18 protein-coding genes are annotated in these 22,614 nt (G+C 68.1%); 9 read left to right on the top strand and 9 right to left on the bottom strand.

The genetic code is table 11. The features are described from left to right. Nucleotides 1-5: 5 nt before the first annotated feature. Nucleotides 6-860 (top strand): hypothetical protein, encoded by an 855-nt coding sequence (locus BVG12_RS15085; RefSeq protein ID WP_075793110.1) that lies wholly within the window; start codon nucleotides 6-8, stop codon nucleotides 858-860. Nucleotides 861-866: 6 nt separating this feature from the next. Here BVG12_RS15085 and BVG12_RS35140 read toward each other — a convergent pair whose 3' ends face one another. The 3 genes from BVG12_RS35140 to BVG12_RS15075 form a co-directional block, all read right to left on the bottom strand. Next, nucleotides 867-1,082 (bottom strand): BBE domain-containing protein, encoded by a 216-nt coding sequence (locus tag BVG12_RS35140; protein WP_229503886.1) that lies wholly within the window; start codon nucleotides 1,080-1,082, stop codon nucleotides 867-869. Nucleotides 1,083-1,984: 902 nt separating this feature from the next. Next, nucleotides 1,985-2,641, bottom strand: a complete 657-nt coding sequence (locus BVG12_RS35135; RefSeq protein WP_229503885.1) for an FAD-binding protein — start codon at nucleotides 2,639-2,641, stop codon at nucleotides 1,985-1,987. Nucleotides 2,642-2,740: 99 nt separating this feature from the next. Beyond that, complete coding sequence (locus BVG12_RS15075; protein WP_075793109.1) at nucleotides 2,741-3,178, bottom strand: PACE efflux transporter; 438 nt, start codon at nucleotides 3,176-3,178, stop codon at nucleotides 2,741-2,743. A gap of 88 nt (nucleotides 3,179-3,266) precedes the next feature. Here BVG12_RS15075 and BVG12_RS15070 point away from each other — a divergent pair, with 88 nt between their 5' ends. From BVG12_RS15070 to BVG12_RS15055, 4 genes are all read left to right on the top strand, one after another. Further along, the gene (locus tag BVG12_RS15070) at nucleotides 3,267-4,154 is read left to right on the top strand and encodes a LysR family transcriptional regulator (RefSeq protein WP_075793108.1); all 888 of its coding nucleotides are present in this window, start codon (nucleotides 3,267-3,269) and stop codon (nucleotides 4,152-4,154) included. A 61-nt stretch (nucleotides 4,155-4,215) separates the two neighbouring features. Then, nucleotides 4,216-5,625, top strand: coding sequence for a metallophosphoesterase family protein (locus BVG12_RS15065; protein WP_075793107.1), 1,410 nt, complete (start codon nucleotides 4,216-4,218; stop codon nucleotides 5,623-5,625). Further along, nucleotides 5,615-6,868: a cytochrome-c peroxidase gene (locus tag BVG12_RS15060; protein ID WP_229503884.1), complete on the top strand. Its 1,254-nt coding sequence runs from the start codon at nucleotides 5,615-5,617 to the stop codon at nucleotides 6,866-6,868. Before BVG12_RS15065 ends, BVG12_RS15060 begins: the two co-directional genes overlap by 11 nt. Continuing rightward, a complete protein-coding gene (locus tag BVG12_RS15055) occupies nucleotides 6,865-7,218 on the top strand; it encodes a hypothetical protein (RefSeq protein ID WP_156895647.1) in 354 nt (117 codons plus the stop codon). The genes BVG12_RS15060 and BVG12_RS15055 overlap by 4 nt, the downstream gene beginning before the upstream one ends. A gap of 40 nt (nucleotides 7,219-7,258) precedes the next feature. On the opposite strand, the gene BVG12_RS15050 is transcribed toward BVG12_RS15055, so the two are convergent. The 4 genes from BVG12_RS15050 to BVG12_RS15035 all read right to left on the bottom strand — a co-directional run bounded on the left by BVG12_RS15050 (nucleotide 7,259) and on the right by BVG12_RS15035 (nucleotide 14,105). Then, nucleotides 7,259-9,241: a diguanylate cyclase gene (locus BVG12_RS15050; RefSeq protein WP_229503883.1), complete on the bottom strand. Its 1,983-nt coding sequence runs from the start codon at nucleotides 9,239-9,241 to the stop codon at nucleotides 7,259-7,261. Between the two features lie 269 nt (nucleotides 9,242-9,510). Continuing rightward, nucleotides 9,511-11,322, bottom strand: a complete 1,812-nt coding sequence (locus tag BVG12_RS15045) for an ABC transporter ATP-binding protein (RefSeq protein WP_075793105.1) — start codon at nucleotides 11,320-11,322, stop codon at nucleotides 9,511-9,513. Continuing rightward, complete coding sequence (locus BVG12_RS15040) at nucleotides 11,312-13,063, bottom strand: ABC transporter ATP-binding protein (RefSeq protein WP_075793104.1); 1,752 nt, start codon at nucleotides 13,061-13,063, stop codon at nucleotides 11,312-11,314. Before BVG12_RS15040 ends, BVG12_RS15045 begins: the two co-directional genes overlap by 11 nt. A 211-nt stretch (nucleotides 13,064-13,274) precedes the next feature. Continuing rightward, nucleotides 13,275-14,105 carry a phasin family protein gene (locus BVG12_RS15035; RefSeq protein WP_075793103.1) on the bottom strand — a complete coding sequence of 277 codons (831 nt, stop codon included), beginning with the start codon at nucleotides 14,103-14,105 and terminating at the stop codon, nucleotides 13,275-13,277. A 211-nt stretch (nucleotides 14,106-14,316) separates the two neighbouring features. Here BVG12_RS15035 and BVG12_RS15030 point away from each other — a divergent pair, with 211 nt between their 5' ends. From BVG12_RS15030 to BVG12_RS15015, 4 genes are all read left to right on the top strand, one after another. Continuing rightward, a complete protein-coding gene (locus BVG12_RS15030; protein WP_075793102.1) occupies nucleotides 14,317-15,606 on the top strand; it encodes an amidohydrolase family protein in 1,290 nt (429 codons plus the stop codon). Nucleotides 15,607-15,783: 177 nt separating this feature from the next. Further along, nucleotides 15,784-16,266 (top strand): GNAT family N-acetyltransferase, encoded by a 483-nt coding sequence (locus BVG12_RS15025; RefSeq protein WP_179966269.1) that lies wholly within the window; start codon nucleotides 15,784-15,786, stop codon nucleotides 16,264-16,266. After that, nucleotides 16,266-16,790 (top strand): GNAT family N-acetyltransferase, encoded by a 525-nt coding sequence (locus BVG12_RS15020; RefSeq protein WP_075793100.1) that lies wholly within the window; start codon nucleotides 16,266-16,268, stop codon nucleotides 16,788-16,790. Before BVG12_RS15025 ends, BVG12_RS15020 begins: the two co-directional genes overlap by 1 nt. A 162-nt stretch (nucleotides 16,791-16,952) precedes the next feature. Beyond that, on the top strand, nucleotides 16,953-18,545 hold the full coding sequence (locus BVG12_RS15015) for a methyl-accepting chemotaxis protein (RefSeq protein WP_307189115.1): 1,593 nt from the start codon (nucleotides 16,953-16,955) through the stop codon (nucleotides 18,543-18,545). A gap of 63 nt (nucleotides 18,546-18,608) precedes the next feature. On the opposite strand, the gene BVG12_RS15010 is transcribed toward BVG12_RS15015, so the two are convergent. After that, nucleotides 18,609-19,685 carry an alpha/beta hydrolase gene (locus tag BVG12_RS15010; RefSeq protein ID WP_075793098.1) on the bottom strand — a complete coding sequence of 359 codons (1,077 nt, stop codon included), beginning with the start codon at nucleotides 19,683-19,685 and terminating at the stop codon, nucleotides 18,609-18,611. Next, on the bottom strand, nucleotides 19,682-22,612 hold the full coding sequence (locus BVG12_RS15005; RefSeq protein WP_075793097.1) for an alpha-L-rhamnosidase-related protein: 2,931 nt from the start codon (nucleotides 22,610-22,612) through the stop codon (nucleotides 19,682-19,684). The genes BVG12_RS15010 and BVG12_RS15005 overlap by 4 nt, the downstream gene beginning before the upstream one ends. Nucleotides 22,613-22,614: the final 2 nt, after the last annotated feature.

Genomic DNA, 22,614 nt, shown 5'->3' with positions numbered 1-22,614 from the left:
GCGCCGTGCAGGACGAAGCGATCTACCGCTGCATCAACGCCGCCTGCGCGCGCGGCATGCCGCGCCGCGTGAATTACTGCCCGTATTGCGGGACGGCCCAGCAGCCGGGCGCGTCCGCGCCCGCGCAGGACGACGGACGCGTGCGCCGCGATGGCGCCGTCGCCACCGCCGCCGCGGCCGGGACGGAAGCGGCGGCCGGATTACCGGGCTGGTCGGATGCGCCGACCGCCGGACGCGCGCCGGAGACGGCGCGGGCCGCCACGCCGCCGGCGGCGGCAAAGCCCGCGCCGACGCCATCCGCTACCGCCTTCGGCCACAGCGGCCGCCCGGTCGAGGCGGCGACGGCTGCGCCCGAGCGCGGCCGCGGCATCCCGTGGCCTCCGCCGCCGGCGCCGCCGGACAAACCGCCGGGCCGCCAGCCGATCCGCCTGCGCTGGTGGATCGTCGCGCTGGCCGTGCTGTGGGGCGTGTGGTTGTGGGCGAAGCCGTCGGCGCAGAAGATCGACCGGCGCATCGACGCCGCCATCGCGCTGGCGCAGTCATGCCAGGGCAAGCAGGCGCAGGACGAATTGATCGCGCTGCGCGCCAGCCGCGCCACGCCGGCGCAGCTGGAACGGCTGCAGCGCGCGCTGAACGAGGCGTCGAACGCCTGCACGCGCAAGCGCCAGCGCGCGAGCGCATGGAGCGAGGCGCGCGGCGCCGTCGAATCCGCGCTGGCGGCCGGCAACGCCGAACGGGCGCATTCGCGCCTGCAGGCGTTCACGAAACGCTGGGGCGAGGACGACGACACGCGCGCGCTTAAGATCCGCGTCGACGCCGCCCGTGGCGAACACCCGCTGGCCGTGCCGCCGGCGGAGTAACAGGCTTTATGTCCCCAGGCGCGTAAAGCCGTCCTCGCTCCACGCTTCGCTGCCTACGCCGTGACGCACGAAGAACAGCCCGTCCGGATCGTACTGGCGCTTGATCCGCGCGAGCCGCGGATAGTTGGCACCCCAGAACGCATCCTGCCAATCGCGCTGGAAGTAATCGCTTTCGGAGACATACGAGCCGGCACGCGGCGCCACCGCCAGCAGCGCATCCATCGCCCGGCCGATCGCCTGCGCGCGTGCGCGGCCGCGCCGCCCGGCATGCCGGGGAAGTGCGGCCCGTCGCCGCCCGCGATGATCGCGAGGGCGAAGGCGTCGAGCACGGCGGGGTTGGTCGCGGTGGCGCGCGCGGCGTCGAGCTCCGCCGGCGGCGCGCCGGCCAGGCCCTTGTTGAAGTGCAGCCCCACGCTCCAGTGCCGGCTGGCCTGGAACAACGCATCGGCGAGGCCGGCCCGGCGCCGCGCGTCGAGCAGCTGCGCCGGCAGCCACGCCGACTTGTAGCCGTGGATGAACCAGCCTTCCTGCTCCGTGTCGCCCTTCCAGATCACGTGGTGCGCGGGCGCGCCCGGACGCGGGTCGGCGACCATGAAGCCCGGCGCGTGCTCACGGAAGAACGCGGCGTCCCACATGTGCCGTGCCGGCAGGGCCAACACCTGGAACGGCTTCTCGAACGTGTAGCCGGACTGCCCGTGTAGCCAGTCGAGCAGCGGCGCCCAGGTCCGCGCGGCGCCGGCTTCGTCGAGGTCCTGGAACACCATCGAGACGTCGACGGTGTTGTCGCCGTGGATGCCGATCTGTTCGCCCCAGTGCGGGTTGAACAGGTCGCTCGCATAGAACTCGACCAGTTTGCCGAGCAGGGCGCGGAACGCCGCGTCGTCGACGGCGCGCACCTTGCAGAAGACCCCGCCGAACGTGGCCGGCAGCTCGCGCGTGCGCAGCGTGAGCCGGGTGACGATGCCGACGCTACCGCCACCGCCACCCTTGAGCGCCCAGAACAGGTCGGCGTTCGTGCAGGCGTTGGCGATGCGGACCTGGCCATCGGCGGTCACGACTTCCGCCTCCAAGAGGCCGGCCGCCGCCGTGCCGTAGCGCTTCGAGAAGTTGCCGAAGCCGCCGCTCTAGACCAGGCCGGCGACGCCGACGCTCGTGCAGCCGCCGCCTTGCACATAGCGGCCGGCGCGCGTCGTCACGGCATCGTAGGCGTCGATCCACATGGCGCCGGCGCCCAGCGTGACGGCCGGCTGCGGTGCGGTGCCGCAGTTGCGCGCGACGAAGTCCGGTTCCAGGCGCACGTCGTTCATGTGCCGGGTCCAGACCAGCAGCGAGCCCGGCGCGCTTGAGGTGCCCTGGTAACTGTGGCCGCCGCCCTTGACGACAAGGCGCAGGTCGTGGGTGCGCGCAAAATTCACGGCGGCGACGACGTCCGCCGTCGTGGTTGCTGCGACCGCGTAGGCGCTCGGCTGCGACGACCAGGCATCGAGCCAGCCGCTCGTGTGCGTGAAGTTCGGCTGGTCGCCCATGTCGAAGCCGTTGTGCAACCGCGCCAGCGCGGCCGTGCATGCCGGAGAATCAGATCCTGCGGCGCAGCCGGCGAACGGCGCGTCCAGCTTGACGAGGCGCCCGCCCACGCTGCGCTGCAGGCCATCCCACGCGTCGGCGGATGGCCAGCCCGCATCGCCCGGACGCACGCGCCGGCGCAGCGGTGCCGCCATCGATAGGCCCGTGAGGGCGAAGGGTAGCGCCGCCGCGGTCTTGAGAAGGGAACGTCGTTTCACGGTGTCTCCTGGAGGATCGATGTCCGTCAGGCTACGCCGGCGCGAACATACGGACCAGGGGAATGTGGCGAACCGGGAGTCGGGCGGGGCGAACCGGATCTAGGCGTCGCCGGCCCGGCCCAGCGCCGCCGTCGGCAACCCGAACACGAGGTCGAACGCCCAGTTGAACGCGAAGCTGTAGACAGTGAAGAACACGACCAGTCCGAGGTCGAGCAGGAAGGCGTCGACGAGCGACGTCCCCAGCGTCCACGCGAACATGGGCACGATGGCGAGCACGAGGCCTCCCTCGAAGCCGATGGCGTGGACGATGCGGCGCAGGAGGCTGCGGCCGCCCTTGGTCTGCTTCGCTTCCCACGCTTCGAACAGCGTGTTGTAGATGACGTTCCACGCCACGGCCGTCGCCGACGCGAGGACGGCGGCGAGGCCGGCGTCCCCGGCGTCGTGGTCGGCCAGCCCCGTGAGGCCCGCCGTCGTGCACGCGATGGCGATGGCTTCGTACAGCGCGACGTAGACGATCCTGCGTTTGATGCCTTGCATGTCTGCTTCCTCAACATTCCGATGGCATGATGATATGTCGACTGGTTTGATGTATAAAGTCAGGATCTTTCAATTTTATTGACAGGCCATGGCGTTTTCCAGCGACAGTGTGCGCATCTTCCTGGCCGTGCTCGACCACGGTTCCTTTTCCGCCGCGGCGCGCGCGCTGGGGCGGGTGCCGTCCGCCGTCAGCATGGCCATCGCCCAGCTCGAGGCGGAGCTGGACCTGACCCTGTTCGACCGGTCCGGCCGCGACCCGCGGCCCACGGATGCGGCGCGGGCGCTGGAGCCACGCGCCCGCCACGTCGCCAGCCAGCTGCGCCGGCTGCAGGCGGACGCGCTCGCGCTGCACGGCGGCCTGGAACGCCGCCTCACGTTGGCCGTGGTGCCGGAGCTGATCGCGGGCCGCTGGAGCGCGCCGCTGGCCGTGCTGGCACGCGAATTCCCGTCGCTCGAAGTCGAGGTGCTGTCGGCGCCGCAGGCCGACGCGCTGCGCCTGCTGCACGACGGCGGCGTGCACCTGGCCCTCGTGTTCGAGCGCGAACGGCTGGACGACCGCGAGGCGTTCCAGGAAGTCGGCAGCGAATTGCTGGTGGCCGTGCTGGCGCCGGGTCACCCGTTGCTGGCGGACGGCGCGCCGCGGCTGGAAGACCTGATCGATGCGCGCCAGATCGTCGTGGCGGGACGCGACAGCCCGGACCGCGACCCACGCTTCGTGCACGCGCGCGACGTGTGGCGCGTCGACAGCCACCTCGCCACCTTGAACCTCGTGCAGGCGGGTCTCGGCTGGGCCTACCTGCCGCGCGCGCTCGTGCAGCCGCTGGTGGCGGCGGGCAGCCTCGTCGAGATCCCGTTCGATAACATCAGCAACCAGCTGCGCCTGTGGGTCGACGTCGTATGGTCGCGCGAGCGGCCGCTGGGGCTGGGCGCGCGGCGCTACGTCGAACTGATGCGGGCGGAGTGGCGGATGTCATAGCCGGGTCACATTGACTCCCTATCGTGTTGCGATTCCAACCACACACGAAGGGAAGCACACGATGATCGGATCGAAAGGCCGGGCGCTCGGCGCCATCGCGCTTGCAAGCCTGCTGGCCAGCTGCGGTTCCACGCGCGTCGACGAGGCGACCAAGGACGATTACGTGAAGTATGCGTGGGTCGTGATGGGCGACGGCGGCAAGCCCGTCGCGCGCGCGGCCACGACCTACGGCACCTGCCCGGTGATCACCGTCGACGGCGCGGACACGCGCATGACCCTGCGCGCCGCCGCCGGCACGCCGGCCCAGCGCACGACCGCGAGCAGCGCCGCCGATTCGAAGCCGTCCGCCTTCCCGCTCAACATCTGCGAAGCCACGGTGGCAAGCGACGCGAAACAGGCGCAGGTCGGCAGCAGGACGCTGCCGCTGCCGAAAGCGGCGCCGCAGCGCATCGTCATCCTCGCCGACACGGGCTGCCGCATGAAGAAGGCCGACAACGCCTGGCAGTCGTGCAACGATGCCGACGCGTGGCCGCTCGCGCAGATCGCCGCCACGGCCGCGAAGCTGCAGCCGGACCTGGTGCTGCACATCGGCGACTACCACTACCGCGAGAACGCGTGCCCGTCCGACATCGCCGGCTGCAAGGACAGCCCGTGGGGCTATGGCTGGGACACGTGGGAAGCGGACCTGTTCAAGCCCGCCGCGCCGCTCTTGAGCGCCGCGCCGTGGATCGTCGTGCGCGGCAACCACGAGGAATGCGCGCGCGCCGGCCAGGGCTGGTTCCGCCTGCTGGACACGCAAGCCTACAGCGCGAAACGTAGCTGCGACGATCCGGCCAACGACGCCGTCGCCAATTACACGGCGCCGTACGCGGTGCCGCTCGGCGCCGACACGCAGGTGATCGTGTTCGATTCCGCCAAGGCCGGCAAGGCGGCGCTGGCGACGACCGATCCGCAATTCCTCGCCTACCAGGACGCGTTCAAGACGGTGGCCCAGCTGGCCGGCAAGGCGAAGACGACGAGCCTGTTCGTCAACCACCATCCGATCCTGGCCTACACGCCCGTGGCGGGCGGTGCGCCGCTGGGCGGCAATGCGGCGCTGCTCTCGGTGATGCAGCAGCTGAACGCGACGGCGTATTATCCGGCCGGCGTGTCGCTCGCGCTGCACGGCCACGTGCACGACTTCCAGGCGATCAGCTTCGCGTCGAACCACCCGGCCACGTTCGTGAGCGGCAACGGCGGCGATAATCTCGACGTCGCGCTGCCGGACCCGTTCCCGGCGAACGTGCCGCCGGCGCCCGGCGTCACGGTCGACCGCATCACGCACAGCAATACGTTCGGCTTCCTGCTGATGGAACGCGCGGGCAGCGGCTGGACCTATAAGGCGTACACGAAGACGGGCACCCTGATGGCGACGTGCGCGTTGTCCAACAACCGCCTCAATTGCGACAAGGCGGGCTTCGTTGCTGGCTAAAGGGCTCATCGTCGCGGGCGTGCTGGCGGCATCGGCGGCATGCGCCGCGACGCCGCAACTGTCCGCGATGCCCGACGTGGCCGGCCCGTTCGCGCCGGCGCCCGCACGCGTCGCGCTGGGCCGGCAGGTGTTCTTCGACACGCGTTTGTCGGAACCGGCCGGCACCAGCTGCGCCAGCTGCCACGACCCCAGGCAGGGCTTCGCCGGCAACCACGGATCGCGCATCGGCGTGGCGCTGGGCAGCCGGCCCGATCTTGTCGGCAAGCGCAACGTGCCGTCCGCGCTGTACGCGGCCTATATCCCGCCGCTGTTCTTTTACCAGGACGACGATGCCCCCGCGCCGACGCCGTTCGGCGGCCTGTTCACGGACGGCCGCGTCGACACGGTCGCGGAACTGGCGCGCCATCCTTTGCTGGACCCGCTCGAGATGCACAACCGGAGCGAGGCCGACATCGCGCGCAAGCTGCGCACGGCGCCGTATGCGGACGGTTTCAAGCGCGCCTTCGGCCCGGACGTCTTCGCCACGACGGCCAGCAGTCTGGCCGCGCTCGGCGCCGCGATGGATGCCTTCCTGCAAAGCCGCGAGATGGCCCCGTTCTCGTCGCGCTACGACGCCTGGGTGCAGGGCAGGGCGCACTTGAGCCCGCAGGAACTGCGCGGCCTGAAGCTGTTCAAGGACCCGGACCGCGGCAACTGCGCGAGCTGCCACAAGTTCAACGAGACGTCGAGCAATCCGGCCCGTTCGCTGTTCACGGATTTCGGCTACGACGCCATCGCCGTGCCGCGCAACCGCGCCATTCCCGCCAACCGCGATCCGCGCCACTTCGACGAGGGCCTGTGCGCGACGGGGCGCGCCAAAGGCTGGCGGGACAGCGGCCAGTGGTGCGGCTACTTCCGCACGCCGAGCTTGCGCAACGTGGCGGCACGCCAGCGCTACATGCACAACGGCGTCTTCTCCAACCTGCGCGACGTCGTCGCGTTCTACGCCACCCGTGCCATCGAGCCGGAGCGCTGGTACAAGGACGGCCGCCTGTTCGACGACGTGGCCCCGCGCCACCAGGGCAACGTCAACGTGGCGACCATGCCGTACAACCGCCGCAAGGGGATGAGGCCGGCGCTCGACGATGCCGACATCGACGCTATCGTCGCCTTCCTGCGCACGCTGACGGATGCGCCGTTCGAAGCGTCCGCCGCGGCCGATGGCGCAGGTGTATATTCGGCGACCAAGGAGGGCAAGAGATGAACCGGATATCCATCATCGGCGCGCTGCTGGCGGGTTGTCTCCTGGCCGCGTGCAACCGAGGAAGCGACGGCGTGGGTCCCGCCCAGCAGGCCGGCAAGGCCATCGACGACGCGGGCGCGCGCGCACAGGCGAAGGTCGACGAAGCCGGCGCCCGGGTGCAGCAAAAGCTCGACCACGTGAACGACAAGATCGACCGGATCAACGAGAAGGTGACGGACAAGGTGCAGGCGCAGGTCGACAAGGCGGACCAGGCCGTGCGCGAGGCGCGCGAAGGTGCGAAGGCAGCGACCGAGCGGGTCGGTGAGAAGGTGGAAGAGGCCGGGGAGAAGATGCAGCAGGCGGCGAAGTGACCGCAACCGTCGTTCCCGCCTTCGCGGGGACGACGGCTTTTTACGACGCCATCCGCAATTCCGGCATGTGCGCCGTCACGATCGACAGATCGACGAGCCCCGCGCGCCACGCCTTTTCGATATCGTGCTCGATCTCGTCCATCGCGGCCGGATCGAGGCCGACAAGGCCGCGCACGCCGTACGCGCGGTTGCGGCCGTGGCCCTTGGCCAGGTACAGCGCCATGTCGACGATGTTGATCGCGCGCTCCCACGAAATGTTGCCTCCGCCCTGCACCAGCGGGAACGGCGCGAAGCCGATCGAGACGTTCACCGACAGCCGGGTGCCCTGGTAGTCGATCGACCGTTGCGGGATGCCGGCCAGCAGGCGGCGCGCCACCTCGTCCAGGCTGCCTCTCGGCACGGCCGGCAGGAAGGCGAGGAATTCCTCGCCGCCCCAGCGCACGATCATGTCGGTCTCGCGCAGGATCTCGCGCAGCGCGTCCGCGATCTCGCGCAGCACCGCATCGCCGGCGCCGTGGCCGTAGGTGTCGTTGATGTTCTTGAAGTGGTCGACGTCGAGCAGGAACATGGCGCTGACGATCTCTTCGCCGCTGGTGCCCGCACCGCGCCGTTCGATCTCCTGGTGCGAACGCATGAATTCCTGGAAGTGGCGGCGGTTGTACAGCGCCGTCAGCGGATCGCGCGCGCTCTGCTGCTTGAGTTCCTGGTTCTTGACCTCGAGCTGGGCGTTGGCGTGCCGCACCTTGCGGTACAGGATGCCGACGATGACCGACGCGAGCGCGAACACGAGCGCCAGCAGCCACCAGATGCGCTGCTGCAGGCGGCGGTTGTCGAGTTCCGTCGACTTGACCTGGTTTTCCTGGCGCAGCATCTCGATCTGGCGCTTGCGCTTGTCGGCCTCGTATTGTTCCTGCAGCTCCATCATCGCTTTCTGGCGGCGCGTCTCGAACAATTCGTTCGACAGCGCGCGCTCGCGGTGATACGCGGCCAGCGCGCCCGCCAGGTCGCCGGCGCGTTCGAGGGCGTCGCCGTATTCGACGAGCACGCCCTGCTGGTCGGGCTTGTTGCCGGAGCGCTGGTACCAGTCCATGCCCTCTTCGATGTGCTTCTTGCCCTCGGCCAGGCGGCCCATGCCGAGATAGGCCTGCCCCGCGTTGACGCGGGCCGTGGCGGCGAGGCCGTCGTCGTGCAGCTTCTCCGCCTGCTCCAGCGCCTGCTGGGCGTAGGTGAGGGCGCGGCGCCAGTCCTGTTGCTTGAGGTAGGAATCGGACAGGTTGACGAGGGTGTTGGACACCATCGCGTCGGCGCCGATGCCCCGCTCCAGCGTGAGCGCCGACAGCAGGGCCTTCGTGCCGCGTGCCGTGTCGCCGCTGGTTACCGAAAGGATGTATTCCGTCGTCTTGAAGATGGCCAGGCGGCCCGGCGAATCGATTTGTTCCGCAAGCCGTTCCGCTTCGACTATCGCCTCGAAACCCTTGTCGAATTCACGCATCTGGTTGTACAGATAGGCCAGCGACTTGAGCGCGATGGCGACCTGCAGCGGGTCGCCGGCCTGGCGCGCGAGCGTCACGGCGCTCTGCAGCTTGTTCAGCGCGACGGGGAAGTTGCCTTCCTCGGCGAACGATTCGCCCGACGAGATCAGCGCGAGGATGTGCACGCCGGTGTCGGTGGTGCCCGCGGCGAGGCGCTCGGCTTCCCAGACCAGCTGGTGCGCCTGGTTCGACTCGTTCAGGCCGAATACGGCATAGCCCTTGGACAGCAGGGCGCGCGCGACGATGCCGTTGTCATGTGCCTGGCGGCCGAGTTGCAGGGCTTGTTCGCACAGCTGGACGGCTTCCTCGTGCTTGCCGAGGCGGTGGCTGAGGTCGCAGGACAGGGTGAGGAAACGGGCGTGTTCGGCGGGCGTGCGGCTCGCCTCGGCTTCCATGCCGGCCAGCAGCGGTACGGCGCGCTGGGGCGTGACGCGGATGACTTCCTCGAGTTCGGCATAGCGGTCGCGCACGGGCGCGGCGTCCGCGGCCATGGCAGCACCGGAAACGAGCAATAACAGGACCAGCGGCGCACGGCTGCGTCGGTGCTGCGATGCACGGTAAAGGCCTGCCAACATAGCTCCCCGAGGAAGTGTGGTCCCTTAAATCGGGACATTTGTATAGGCAGATTATAGGCTCTTGCAATTGAGAAAGATCAACTTTTAGAGCAGTGTATGCGGAAAAGACACAGATTCGTATCGAAAAAGCCGCGCCTTAGGGAAAATGATGTTGCGATAATAAAATTATCTAAAGATTAACGGTGTCACACGCTCAACTGTTGCAGCAGGTAGAGCCGCTGGTACAGGCCGCCTTCGATGCGCATCAGCGTGTCGTGACTGCCGGATTCGCTGATGCGGCCGTGGTTCAGCACGACGATGCGGTCGGCGTCGCGGATCGTCGACAGGCGGTGCGCGATGGCGATGATCGTGACTCGCCCGCGCAACTCGTCGAGCGCCTGCTGCACGATCTGCTCCGTCTGGCTGTCGATGCGCGACGTGGCCTCGTCCAGCAGCAGGATGCGGGGCCGGCCGGCGAGCGCGCGCGCGATCGCGATCAGCTGCTTCTGGCCGGACGACAGGCGCGAACCGCCTTCGCCCAGCGGCGTGTCGTAGCCTTGCTCCAGCCGCGCGATGAATTCGTGCGCGTGCGCGGCGCGCGCGGCAGCTTCGATGGCGTCTTGCGACAGGCCGCGTCCCATGTCGATGTTTTCGCGCGCCGATGCCGCGAGCAGGAACGGGTCCTGCGGCACGAGGCCCACCTCGGCGCGGAAACGTTCGTTGCCGATGGTCGCCAGCGGTTCGCCGAACAGGGTGATGGTGCCGTGTTCGACCGGGTAGTAGCGCAGCAGCAGCGACAGCAGGGTCGACTTGCCGCTGCCCGTGTGGCCGACGATGCCGAAGAAGGCGCCTTGCGGGATGTCCAGCGACAGGTCGTGCAGCACGGTCTGGGCCGGGTTGTAGCCGAAGGAGAGGTCGCGCACGCGCACGGCGGGAACGTCCCTGGCGACGGTCTGGCGTTCGGACGTGACGCGGCCGGTCTGGTGTTCCGCCGCACCCGCTTCGTCGAGCAGCGCGGCCACGCGCGCCGTCGCGACGACGGCCTGCTGCAGGCCGGAGAACTGCATCGTGATCTGGATGAGCGGCTCGACGACGCGCGCGATATAGCTGATGAACGCGTACAGCACGCCGACTTCGACGGCATTCATGCTGCGCTGTCCGAAGTTGAAGATGACGACGGCCAGCAGGATCACGTTGAGGAAGTCGAGCGCGGGGCGCAGCAGGAAGGCGTTGGCGCGCAGTTCGGCCACGCGGGCCGTGTAGTGCTGGTCGTTCGTGTGGGCGAAGCGCTGGCCGAAGCGGTGCTGCGCATTGTTCGCCTGCAGCACGCTCATGCCCCCGATGGATTCCGCCATCTGGCCGTTGATGTCGCTGCGCAGCGCCCGCGCGCGCGTGACGGCGGGGGCGGACAGGCGCTGGTACAGCCACACGATGCCCACCACCGCGGGAACGAGCGCCAGCACGATCACCATCAGATGCCAGTCCAGCCAGGCCATCGCGATCGACGTGCCGACGAGGACGATGCTGGAATCCAGGATCACGAACAGCACCTGGATGTACAGGGTCTTCACGGCCTCGGTGTCGTTGGTGACGCGGCTCACGAGCTGGCCCGTGATCGCGCGGTCGAAGAACGCCATCGGCAGGCGCAGCACGTGGCCGTAGACCCATTCGCGCAGGCGCTGCACGGCGCGCATCGCGAGGCCGGACAGGCGCACCAGCTGCAGGAAGCGCAGCCACGACGCGGCCCAGCCGGTGACGACCACGCCGGCCAGCAGCCACGCCATGCGCGTCCAGTCCAGATGGTGCGGCAGCAGGTGCTCGTCGATCAGCTTCTTGCCCAGCAGGGGGCCGAGCACTTCCAGGGCGGCGGCCAGGATCAGCCACAGGGTCGCCCACGCGAGGTGGCCGCGGTCCGGATGCGCGGCGCGGCGCAGCAGGCCCGCGGCCTGGCGCGCCTGGGCCGCGCTTACACTCTTTTTTACGCTTTTGACGGTCGGGTTGTCGGTCTCAGATGGCATCGAGGCTGGCCTCCAGTTGCTGGTAGCGCCACTGGCTGGCGTACCAGCCGTCCAGGGCGAGCAGTTCGTCGTGCGTGCCGCGTTCGACGATGCGGCCTTCGCGCAGCACGACGATCAGGTCGGCCTTCACGACGGCCGACAGGCGGTGGCTCGCGATGATGGCCGACAGCTCGGGGCGCTCGCGGCGCACGTCGTCCAGGTGGTCGAGGATATTCGTTTCCGTGCCCGTGTCGACGGCGGACAGCGCGTCGTCGAGCAGCAGCAGGGCGCTTGTGCCCAGCAGCGCGCGCGCGATCGCCACGCGCTGGCGCTGCCCGCCCGACAGGGTGATGCCCTTTTCTCCGACGGGCGTGTCGTAGCCGTCCGGGAAGCGCAGGATGTCGTCGTGGATGGCGGCCATGCGCGCCGCGTGCTCGATCTCCGCGCGCGACGCGCCGGGCCGGCCGAGAGCGATGTTTTCCGCGATCGACGCGGAGAACAGGAACGATTCCTGCGGCACCCAGCTGATGTGCGTGCGCAAGGTCGCGAGCGTGTATTCGTCGAGCGCGTGGCCGCCCCACGTGACCGTGCCGTGCTGCGGCGTGGCCTGGCGCAGCAGCACGCGCAGCAGGGTCGACTTGCCCGCGCCGGTGGCGCCGACGAGGCCCAGCGTCTTGCCCGGTTCCAGGCGCAGCGAGACGTCGTCCAGCGCGGCGCGCGCGTCGCCGCCGTAGGAAAAGCGCACGCGGTCCAGCACGAGCGGACCGCGTTCCAGATGTTCGAGCGTGCCGTGGTCGTCGACGGCGAGCGGCGCGTCCAGCAGCGGCTGCAGGCGCGCGAGGGCGGCGCGTCCGCGCTCGATCAGCGACAGCACCCAGCCCGCCGCGAACATCGGCCAGATCAGCTGGCCCAGATACATCGTGAAGCTCGTGAGGCTGCCGATCGTGATCTGGCCCTGCCACACGAGATAGCCGCCGAGACCCAGCGTGAGGCCCGTGGCGGCGGTGAGCGTGAGGCCGACGGCCGGCTCGTACGCGGCTTCCCACTTCTGCGCCGACAGGCTCGCCTCGGCGGCGTGCGCGGCCAGTTGCGCGAACTGGTCGGCGCTGCGTTGTTCCAGGCCGAGCGCGCGCAGCGTGCGCACGCCGGACAGCGTTTCCTGCACATGGTCGTTGAGGGCCGAGAAGCGCTTCAGCGAATCCGTGGACGCCGTGTGGATGTGGCTCGAGATGCGCTTGAACGCCAGTGCCATCAACGGGAAAGGCAGCAGGGCGATGAGGGTCAGGCGCCAGTCGACGCCGAGGAACATGATGCCCAGGACCATGACGAGGGTCAGCGTGCCGTCGAAGCCGGCGAGCATCGCTTCGCCGGCGGCCTGCTCGATGGCGTCGATGTCGTTGGTGCCGAGCGCCATCAGGTCGCCCGTGCGCTGGCGCTGGAAAAAGGCCGGACCCTGTGCCGACAGGCGGTCGTACAGCTTCGTGCGCAATTCGACCCCGAGCCGGTACGACGCCGAATACAGGCGCAGGCGCCACGCGACGCGCAGTCCGTAGATCGCGAGGCCCAGCCCGAGCAGCTGGCAGAGCTGGATGACGAGATCGTGCCCGCCCAGACGGTGGGCCGCGAGGCCGTCGATCATCGCGCCGACCTTGCGCGGCACGAGCACGGTGCACAGGGCCACGCCGAACAGCATCACCGCCGACGACGCATAGGAGCGCCAGTGGCGGCGCACGAAGCCGCCGATGAGCCTTGCCAAACCCATTGAAGATCCTGTCTTGTTGTGCGTGAAAAAGAAAAAGCGGGCCGCAGCCCGCTACTGTACTATTTTTGCCGTTTTCATGCGTTGGGGGCATTTGAGGCCGGGCCTCAAATGAACGTGCCCACGCGGACGTCCGCATCATGCATGCGTCACGCGTGGGCGCGTAATTGATGCCCCGGCATCAATTACCCCACCTACCTTTTGCCGCGGCGTCTTACTTCTTGCGCTGCGTGCGCGACCCCTTGCCGCCCTGCGTCACGACGCGCAGCGGCGGCGTGCTTTCGGTCGGCGTGACGATCGGCAGGTCGACGTGCGGACCCGCTTCCAGCGGCACGGTGGAGGCGATCGGGTGCTCGGCGGCGGCCGGCTTCGGCGCGACCTCGTTCAGGGCCTTGGCCAACGGCTTGGCCTTGGCGCGCGGCACCTCGTCGGCGATGGCCGTCTCGACCGGATCGGGGGCGGGTGCCGGCGGTTCCGCGGCGACCGCCTCGGTCACGGTGATCGTCACGGGTTCGGCCGGCGCGGCCGGGGTCTCCGTGGCGCGGGCCACGGTCTGCTTGCCCGCATCCAGCGCGGCTTCGGCCAGCGCGGCGCCCGTGTCGACGGCGGCGTGGGCGATCTCGGTGCTCACCGTGGTGGCATCGGCCGTCGCGATGGCGGCCTGCTCCAGGATCTGCGGCACGGACGTCGGGACGTTCGCCGTCGCGGCGGGCACCAGTTGCAGGGGCGAGGCCGGCGTGGTCCAGCTGCGCTCGCGGTTGCCGGCGGCGATGCCCAGCAGTTCGCGGCCGTAGGAAAAGAATTGTTGCCACTGGCCCTGGGCCGTCGTGCCGATCGTGAACAGATCACGGGGATTATTCGCTTCGAGCAATTGCTTAAACGTTCCCGCGGCTTGTTCGACCGAAGCGCGCGACGTCTTCATGTTGAGTGCAATCAGCTGTTCGGCACTGTCGAGTGCGCGCTGGCTGAAGGCGCGGAACACGTCGAGTTGGGCTTCCCATTGGGACTTGCGGACGGCGGACAACTGTTCGGAAAGTGAAGTCATCTGAGTTCCTTGTCTTTCAGGTTATAACCGTATGGTTTATGACGCACTGCAATAAGATGAGTGTAAAGGTGTTTATGCGGGATGAAAAGGGAATTTTATGTTGTTTTTATAAGGAAATCTTGCAATGCAGCATTAGCCTTTGACATAGATCATTGACAAAATAGACATCGTGGTAATCTGATGTGATTCCAACCCATCAGGAGACATCAGCATGGATCTCGTCCTTCGCAACGCCACGCTGCCGGACGGCCGCCGGGTCGACATCGCCATCGACGGTGCCCGCATTGCCGCTGTCGAGCCTGCTTTGCCGCAGCGCGGCACGCGCGAGATCGACGTGGGCGGGGACCTCGTGACGCCGCCTTTCGTCGACGCCCATTTCCACATGGATGCCACGCTCAGCTACGGCCTGCCGCGCGTCAACGAATCCGGTACCTTGCTCGAAGGCATCGCGCTGTGGGGCGAACTGAAGCCACAATTGGCGCAGGACGCGCTCGTCGACCGGGCGCTGCGCTATTGCGACTGGGCCGTCGCGCGCGGACTGCTGGCCATCCGCACCCACGTCGACGTCTGCGACGACCGCCTGCTGGCCGTGGAAGCGCTGCTCGACGTCAAGGGCCGCGTCGCGCCCTACATCGACCTGCAGCTCGTCGCGTTCCCGCAGGACGGCCTGCTGCGCAGTCCGACGGCCCTCGCCAACCTCAAGCGCGCGATCCGCATGGGCGTGGACGTCGTCGGCGGCATCCCGCATTTCGAGCGCACGATGGCCGACGGCGCCGAGTCCGTGCGCCTGCTGTGCGAGTTCGCGGCGGAGCAGGGCCTGATGGTCGACATGCATTGCGACGAAAGCGACGATCCATTGTCGCGCCACATCGAAACCCTTGCCGCCGAGACCTTGCGCTTCGGCTTGCAGGGCCGCGTGGCCGGATCGCATCTGACGTCGATGCATTCGATGGACAATTATTATGTGAGCAAGTTGTTGCCGTTGATCGCGGAAGCGGGCGTGGCCGCGATCGCCAATCCCCTCATTAATATCACCTTGCAGGGCCGCCACGACACGTATCCCAAGCGGCGCGGCATGACGCGCGTGCCGGAACTGCTCGCGGCCGGCGTGCCGGTGGCGTTCGGCCACGATTGCGTGATGGATCCATGGTATGGCCTCGGTTCCGGCGACATGCTGGAAGTGGCGCACATGGGGCTGCACGTCGCGCAGATGACGGGGCAGGCCGCGATGCGCCAGTGTTTCCAGGCAATCACCGAGACGCCCGCCCGCATCCTTGGTCTGCAGGGCTATGGCATCGCGCCGGGCTGCCGCGCCGACCTCGTCTGGCTCGACGCGGCCGACCCGGTCGAGGCGATCCGCCTGCGCGCGGCGCGCCGGCTCGTGTTGCGTGCCGGCCAGGTCGTCAGCGAGGCGCCGCCCGCGCGTGCCACCCTGCATCTGCCGGACCGGCCGGCCACGGTGGATTTCCGCTTGGGAACTTCTAGACGGGCCGGGCAGTAACCCACGGCATAAAGTCTTTCCTACCTTTATTCAACGGAAATTTTCTACGCACAGTTACCGGATTCGCAGCCGTGCAGACGAATCCTTAGGTAGAATCTTGCGCTTTCGATACATCCAGCAGGCCACGCAGTGAAAGACATCCAGATTCGTCCCGCTACTGAAACTGATTTCAATGCGATGTGGACCATTTTCCAGGCGCACGCGACCGAGGGCGAGACCTATGCCCAGGACGCCGGCACGAGCCGCGAAGAAACGTACGACTACTGGTTCGCGCCCGAGTCGTCGACGTATGTCGCCGTGCGTGGCGGGGAGCGCGTTCTCGGAATGTACAAGCTGCAGCCGAACCACGTGGGACGCGGCGCGCACGTGGCGAACGCGTCCTATATGGTGAGTCCGAACGCGCAGGGCGTGGGCGTCGGCAACCTGCTCGGCGAGCACAGCATCGGCGAGGCGCGGCGCCAGGGCTACCTCGCCATGCAGTTCAACTTCGTCGTCAGCACCAACAATCCCGCGATCCACTTGTGGAAGCGGCTCGGCTTTTCCATCGTCGGCACATTGCCGAAGGCTTACCGCCACCGCCGCCTCGGTTATGTGGATGCCTACGTGATGTACAAGCTCCTGGAAGACCCGGCGCGCTGGCCGCTGCCGGAGGAAGACTGATGTCGCGGCAAGTTCTCGCGACCCCGCGCCTGCGCCTGCGCACCGCGCACCCGGACGACGCCGATTTCTACCTGGCGCTCGTCAACGATCCCGGCTTCCTCGAACATATCGGCGACCGCGGCATCCGCACGCGCGAGGAGGCGCTGCAAGCCCTGCTCGACGGCCCGATCGCGATGCAGGAAACGCGTGGCCACTCGCTCTATGTCGTCGAGCTGAAGGGGAGCGGCACGTTGATCGGCATGTGCGGCCTGATCAAGCGCGAGACGCTGGACGGCGTCGACATCGGCTATGCCTACCTGGCGCCCTACTGCGGCCGCGGCTACGCCTACGAAGCCGGCATGGCCGTGCTGGACCACGCGAGGAGGCTGGGCCTCAAGCGCGTCCTGGCCATCACCTCGCCCAACAATGCCGCGTCGAACGGTCTGCTGCGCAAGATGGGCATGCGCTTCGAACGCTTCGTGCACCTCGTGCCGGACGACGCCGGTAGTAATTTGTACAGTCTCGATATCGAACAAACCATATAACGTTGCTGTGTGGATACGAATATTCACGAAATGTAACAAGATGATTGGTTTTCGGGTTTCTTTTGGTCATGATTCGACTATCACTCCGGGATAGTTGCGACCACCATGAAACTTGTAAATTTGAGAATTTCGATACGCTTGGGCTTGCTGGGCGGTTTTTTCTTGCTCGCCATCCTTGTCGTCAGCCTGAATGGCTGGCGTTCGCAGACGGCCGTCAACGAGCGCGCGTCCGCCGCCTTGGCCAAGGTCGAGTCGCTCGCCCTTGCGGCGGACACGGCGCGCAGCGCCCAGGTCGAGTTCAAGATCCAGGTGCAGGAGTGGAAGAACATCCTGATCCGTGGCAGCGATCCGGCCGATTTCAAGAAATACCAGGACGGTTTCGAAAAGAGCGCGGCGAAGACGCTGGCCGAGTTCGATAAACTCACGGCGACCCTGACGGCGCAGGGCGTGCCGACGGATAAGGTGGCCCAGGCCCAGGCGGCGCTGCGCGACTTGGACGAGCGCTATCACGCCGCGCTGAAGACCTACGACGGCGCCAATCCGGAGAGCTATAAACTGCTCGACCGCCAGGTCAAGGGCATGGACCGCGCGCCGACGAAGCAGATCGACGATATCGTCGACGGCATCCAGGATTACGCGAAGACGACCATCGCCACGATGCGCAAGGAAAAGGAAGCCGCCGAACAGGCCGAGCGCCGCGTGGCGGTCGCCACGTTCGCGGCCGTCCTGCTGGTGGCCGTCGGCGTGACGGTCTGGCTGGCGCGCAGCATCACGCGGCCGTTGCACGATGCCGTGGCCATCGCAAGCAACGTCGCGGCGGGTGACCTCACGCATCCCATCGTCGTCGACCGCAAGGACGAAATCGGCATGCTGCTGGAGGCGCTGAAGCACATGCAGGACAGCCTGGCCGGCATCGTGGCGCGTGTGCGCAGCGGTACCGACACGATCTCGGCGGCCACGAGCGAGATCGCCCTCGGGAACCAGGATCTGGCCGCGCGCACCGAGGAACAGGCCAGCACGGTCGAGGAGACCGCGGCGTCGATGGACCAGCTCACGTCGATGGTGCGCAGCAGCCGCGACAGCGCCGACCGCGCCAAGCGCATGGCCGACGACGCGTCGGGCGTCGCCACCCGCGGCGGCGCGGCCGTGGCACAGGTGGTCAGCACGATGGGCGAGATCGACGCGGCCTCGCACAAGATCGTCGACATCATCGGCGTCATCGACGGCATCGCGTTCCAGACCAATATCCTTGCCCTCAACGCTGCCGTGGAAGCGGCGCGGGCCGGCGAGCAGGGACGCGGTTTCGCCGTCGTGGCGTCCGAAGTGCGCAGTCTGGCCCAGCGCTCGGCCGGCGCGGCCAAGGAGATCAAGGCCCTCATCGGCGACACGGTCGAGAAGGTGCAGACCGGCACGCGCCTCGTGGGCGAGGCCGGCGGCACGATGCAGGATGTAGTGGACAGCGTGCAGCGCGTGGCCGGCATCATCGCCGAGATCACGGCCACCGCCACGCACCAGAGCGAAGGCATCACCCAGGTCAACGATGCGATGGGACAGATGGACGGGGTCGTGCAGCGGAATTCCGCGCTGGTGGAAGAAGCGGCCGCCGCCGCGGACGCCCTGCAGCAGCAGGCACTGGCGCTGGCCGAGGCGGTCGGCGTGTTCCGCCTGGCGGACGATGCGCCGCCCGCGCCGCGCGCGTCCGTGCGCAAGACGCTGGCGGCGCCGGCCCGCGCCGAGGCTTGGGAAACGTTTTAAGAGTCCAACCAGGTTGGCGCGGATAAACCGCGCACGTCGCGCGGGGGTACAGGGACGCCCACCCTACTGCCTGGTCGAGCCCCACGGGAAGAACCACGTGAGCGGCTTGTCCACGCGGGCAGCCCACGACGCCTCGTTGTGGCGCCCGCCCTCGGCCTTGTAGAACATCAGGTCTTCGCCATCGCGCCAGCCCTTGGCCAGCATGGCGTCGCGCATTTTGGTCGTATCGTCCAGGCCGTCGTCGCGGGTGCCGGCGTCGATGTAGTACTTCACGGGCACGCGCTCCGGCAGTTTCGCGATCGTCGCGCCGCCGTTCCACCAGAACGAACTGGAGACGCCGGCCGCCTTCGAAAAGATGTCCGGATGGCGCTGCGCGATCAGCACGGAGGCCAGGCCGCCCAGCGACGAACCCATGATCGCCGTCGTGTCTTTGCCGGGCAGCGTGCGGTATGTGCGGTCGACGTAGGGCTTCACCGTCTCCACGATGAACGCGTCGTAGGCATTCAGTTTGCCGCCGCCGTATTTCGGATCGCAGCAGGGCGTGTATTCGGGGATGCGGTCCGGCGTGTTGTCGATGCCGACGACGATCACCTCGTCCATGACGCCCGTCGCGACGAGGCGGTTGACCGTCTCGTCGATTCCCCATTCGACGCCGTACGACGCCGTCTTCGCATCGAACAGGTTCTGGCCGTCGTGCATGTACAGCACGGGGTAGCGCTTGGCCGCGTTCTCACCGTAGCTGGGCGGCAGATAGATGCGCAGCGCGCGCTTGTTGTTCAGCTGCGGCGACGCGACGTCCTTCACGATCGTCACCTTGCCGAACGGCGGACCGAAGAACGGATAGATGTCGAGCGTCGCGCCCGCGGGCACCTTGTAGACGCCGCCGATCGACACCTTGTCCGCGCCCAGCGTGGGCTTCATCTGGATGTCGCCCAGCGCGTCCGGCCATGTGAAGGTCCAGACGTTCAGCGGGCCACCCTCCGGCGTGGCGGGCACGCCCTGCGCCCAGCCGGCGGCGCCTTTGTCGGCCCGGATCTGGATGCTTTCCTTGCCCGCGGCGTAGTGCACGCGCACGGTGGTGGCGCCGGCTTGCGCCTGCATCAGCAGCAGGCTTGCCGCGGCGATTGCGATTCGTTTCATTGTGTCGTTCCGTGGGTGGCCAGCAGCCGCACGCCGTAGATGTCGAAGCGGTTCGACGGCCCGTCGACGCCGCCCGCCGCGCTGAACGTGGCGTTGCTGTCCAAATAGCTCATATTGTAGAAATCGCTCATCTCGATCCGGTACGGCATGTTCGCCTTCAGGCGCGCCGCCAGCGGGGTCGAATACACGGTCGGCGTGTTCGCCTTGTCGATGCGCGCGTGCGGCAGTTGCACGACGCCTTGCGCGACGATACGTCCCGACTCATCCTTGAGCGCCAGCCATTTTACGCCACCACTGATGCCCAGGTTCACCTGGTTGGCGCCGTTGTGGTAGCGGATCTGTACGGCGTAATCGCCCGCCGCCGGCACGCGCACGTCGCGCACCGTGAAGCGGTCCGCCGGCTGGCCCCAGTCGGCGAGATGCGGCTCGGCGAAACGCGCATTGGCCGGCGCGAGCGCGACGCCCGCCTGCACGCGCGGGTCCGTCGCGGCGATCGCCACGCCCGCGTCCACGCAGCGTGGCACGCTGTGATGGCTGCGGTTGCCCGATGCCGTGTATTGCGCTTCGACGGCGTAGCACGACGCGGCGCCGCCCGTGCTGTCCGTCCACGCGCCGGCTTGGAGTCTTGACGCGACCAGCTTGCCGTCGCGGTAGACGTTGTAGGTGATGCCGGACTGCCGGTCGGCCGGCGCGATCGTCAAGGTCGTGGCCCTGCCGGCGCGGGAGAGCGTCTCGATGCGCGGCTCGCGCGGGCCGAATACGCTCGGCGCCTCGTCGTACGGATCGGCGTTCACGCGATGGATGGCCATGTCGCCCGCCACCAGCTTGCCCAGCCGGACGTCGACGTCGCTATGCTCGCCGAGCGCGCTCCAGGGAATCTTGCTGCCTGCCGGCTTGCCGTCGACGAGGATGCGTTCGACCGCGTAATAGCCGTTGCTGCCGCCGGCCGGCACGGGCGGCAGGTGCAGCTTGACGTCGACGGCGCGGCCCTGCAGGCGCAGGTTGTACAGCGCGACGGTGTCGCCGGCCGCGAACACGCCGCCGCGCAGCCTGGCCGTGACGAACGGCTGCACCTCGATGCCGTCGCGCGTCGCGGAGACGCCGAACACATCGCGGATCACCATGCCGAGATAGGCGCCGACGGACCACAGCTGGCGCTTGGAATTGATGACGGGGCCGATCAGGTTCGGATGCGCCTCGTCCAGCAGCAGCGGCTGGCCGGACAACCATTCCAGGTTTTCCATGTTCGACAGGTTCAGCGCCGCGCCCCGCATCAGGGAGTCGTAGGCCGCATCGGCCACGGCGACGTTGCGTCCCAGAATAGCCGCGCGCAGGCCGTACGCCGTGACGAACGGCCACATCGCGCGGTTGTGGTAGACCGGCATGTCCTGCTGCTGCGGCCAGATGACGGGCGCGCCCATAGTCCCGTGCGGATAGCTGGCGAGGATCGATTGTGCGCGGGCGCCGTCGGCGACGCCCGTGACGATCGCGAGCGACTGGCCCAGCCAGTCGAACTTGTGCATCGGCGCGCCGTCGAAATGCGCGGCCGTGAGGCTGCTGTACATGCCGGCATCCTGCAGCCACAGGCGTGCATTGATGGCGTGTTTCAGGTCGCGCGCCCAGCCGTCGTAGCGCGCGGCGCGCTGCTTGTCGCCCTGTTCGCGCGCCAGCATCGCGGCCACCGTCAATGCCTTGTAGTGGCCGACGTTGGTCGACAGCGCCTTCGAGCTGGCCATCGATGCCAGGTCGTCCGGGATCCACTTCGCGTACGTCTGGTCGCGCCAGTCGAGGAACGATTCCTCGCCCGTGTACAGGCCCGCCGCGCGGTCGAACGCGGCGATGCGGTCGTTCTCGATCGTGTTCGACAATGCCTGCAGCGCCTTGGCCGCGAATGCGGCGCGCTCGTTCGCCGGCAGTGTGTTCAAGACTTGCTCGGCCGCGAAGGTCCACGTGATGCGGTCCGTGCTGACGGGCCAGCTGCCGCCGCTGCCCGTGTCCTGCACGATCTGCAAGCCGTCCGCGCTGCCCGCGACGTGCGGCGCTTTCGTCACCCCGGCGCGCCAGCCGGACAGTTTGAACATCAGCGAGTTGCGCACGCGCTGAGGATCGAGCATGGCGAGGCCCAGGTCCGCCGCGTACGACAGGTCGCGCGTCCACACGTAATGCCACTTCTCTCCGGTCTCGAAGCAGTCGCACGGGATCGCGGCGCCGCCGTTGTAGTTCCCGTCGCGGATCTCCTTGACCGAATCCAGCTTCATCTCGTGGCCGGCCAGCGCGAACAGGGCGTCGAACGCGAGGTTGCCGCTGCGGACCACGGGCAGTGACGCATCTTCTTCATAGGTCGTCGATTGCGGGCCGGGATCGCGCAACTGCATCGTCGTCGAGTGCGCATAGCTGCGCAGCAGCGCCATAGGGTCGCGCACGGAAAAGCGCGCCGTTTCTTCCTTGCCGTCCCAGGTCGGGAAGGTCAGCGCGGCCGTCGCGCCCGCGCCCGCGTGCGGGTCCGCGGCCTGCGCGGCGGACGGCGTCTCGATTGGCGACACGGTCAGCACGGGACGCTTGGGATCGGACACGTCGACGCGGAAGCGGAACGTGGCCGTGCGCTTCGTGAACAGATAGTCTTCCGGCCCCGCCCCGGTCGCGAGCGGATAGGCGTCGCCGGGTTTGACGGTGACGCTGGCCGCGGGATCCGCGACCCATTCCGCGGCCCAGTCTTTACTACCGATCTTAAAGGCGTGGTTGCCGGGGCTGACGAGGATGTCGGCCTGGTAGACGCCCTTGCCCTGGTAGGCGAGGACGTTGTCCGTGCCCCAGCCGTTGAAGGCGCCGCGCACGTAGATGTCGTAGCGCAGCGGCGGAGACTCCGCTGCGATGGCGGTCATGGATTGCGCGAACAGGGCGGCTGCGAGGATCGTAAGTTTATTCATGT

The sequence above is a fragment of the Massilia putida genome (assembly GCF_001941825.1).
In the GTDB taxonomy this organism is placed as follows: domain Bacteria; phylum Pseudomonadota; class Gammaproteobacteria; order Burkholderiales; family Burkholderiaceae_D; genus Telluria; species Telluria putida.
Note: the sequence above shows the minus strand (reverse complement) of the source record. Positions and strands in the feature narration are given on the sequence as shown.

What these genes read in the sequence shown, in the direction of transcription:
- BVG12_RS35140 (WP_229503886.1), bottom strand. Translation starts at nt 1,082, where the DNA reads ATGGATGCGCTGCTGGCGGTGGCGCCGCGTGCCGGCTCGTATGTCTCC.
- BVG12_RS15075 (WP_075793109.1), bottom strand. Translation starts at nt 3,178, where the DNA reads ATGCAAGGCATCAAACGCAGGATCGTCTACGTCGCGCTGTACGAAGCC.
- BVG12_RS15070 (WP_075793108.1), top strand. Translation starts at nt 3,267, where the DNA reads ATGGCGTTTTCCAGCGACAGTGTGCGCATCTTCCTGGCCGTGCTCGAC.
- BVG12_RS15065 (WP_075793107.1), top strand. Translation starts at nt 4,216, where the DNA reads ATGATCGGATCGAAAGGCCGGGCGCTCGGCGCCATCGCGCTTGCAAGC.
- BVG12_RS15055 (WP_156895647.1), top strand. Translation starts at nt 6,865, where the DNA reads ATGAACCGGATATCCATCATCGGCGCGCTGCTGGCGGGTTGTCTCCTG.
- BVG12_RS15050 (WP_229503883.1), bottom strand. Translation starts at nt 9,241, where the DNA reads ATGGCCGCGGACGCCGCGCCCGTGCGCGACCGCTATGCCGAACTCGAG.
- BVG12_RS15045 (WP_075793105.1), bottom strand. Translation starts at nt 11,322, where the DNA reads ATGCCATCTGAGACCGACAACCCGACCGTCAAAAGCGTAAAAAAGAGT.
- BVG12_RS15040 (WP_075793104.1), bottom strand. Translation starts at nt 13,063, where the DNA reads ATGGGTTTGGCAAGGCTCATCGGCGGCTTCGTGCGCCGCCACTGGCGC.
- BVG12_RS15035 (WP_075793103.1), bottom strand. Translation starts at nt 14,105, where the DNA reads ATGACTTCACTTTCCGAACAGTTGTCCGCCGTCCGCAAGTCCCAATGG.
- BVG12_RS15030 (WP_075793102.1), top strand. Translation starts at nt 14,317, where the DNA reads ATGGATCTCGTCCTTCGCAACGCCACGCTGCCGGACGGCCGCCGGGTC.
- BVG12_RS15025 (WP_179966269.1), top strand. Translation starts at nt 15,784, where the DNA reads ATGTGGACCATTTTCCAGGCGCACGCGACCGAGGGCGAGACCTATGCC.
- BVG12_RS15020 (WP_075793100.1), top strand. Translation starts at nt 16,266, where the DNA reads ATGTCGCGGCAAGTTCTCGCGACCCCGCGCCTGCGCCTGCGCACCGCG.
- BVG12_RS15010 (WP_075793098.1), bottom strand. Translation starts at nt 19,685, where the DNA reads ATGAAACGAATCGCAATCGCCGCGGCAAGCCTGCTGCTGATGCAGGCG.
- BVG12_RS15005 (WP_075793097.1), bottom strand. Translation starts at nt 22,612, where the DNA reads ATGAATAAACTTACGATCCTCGCAGCCGCCCTGTTCGCGCAATCCATG.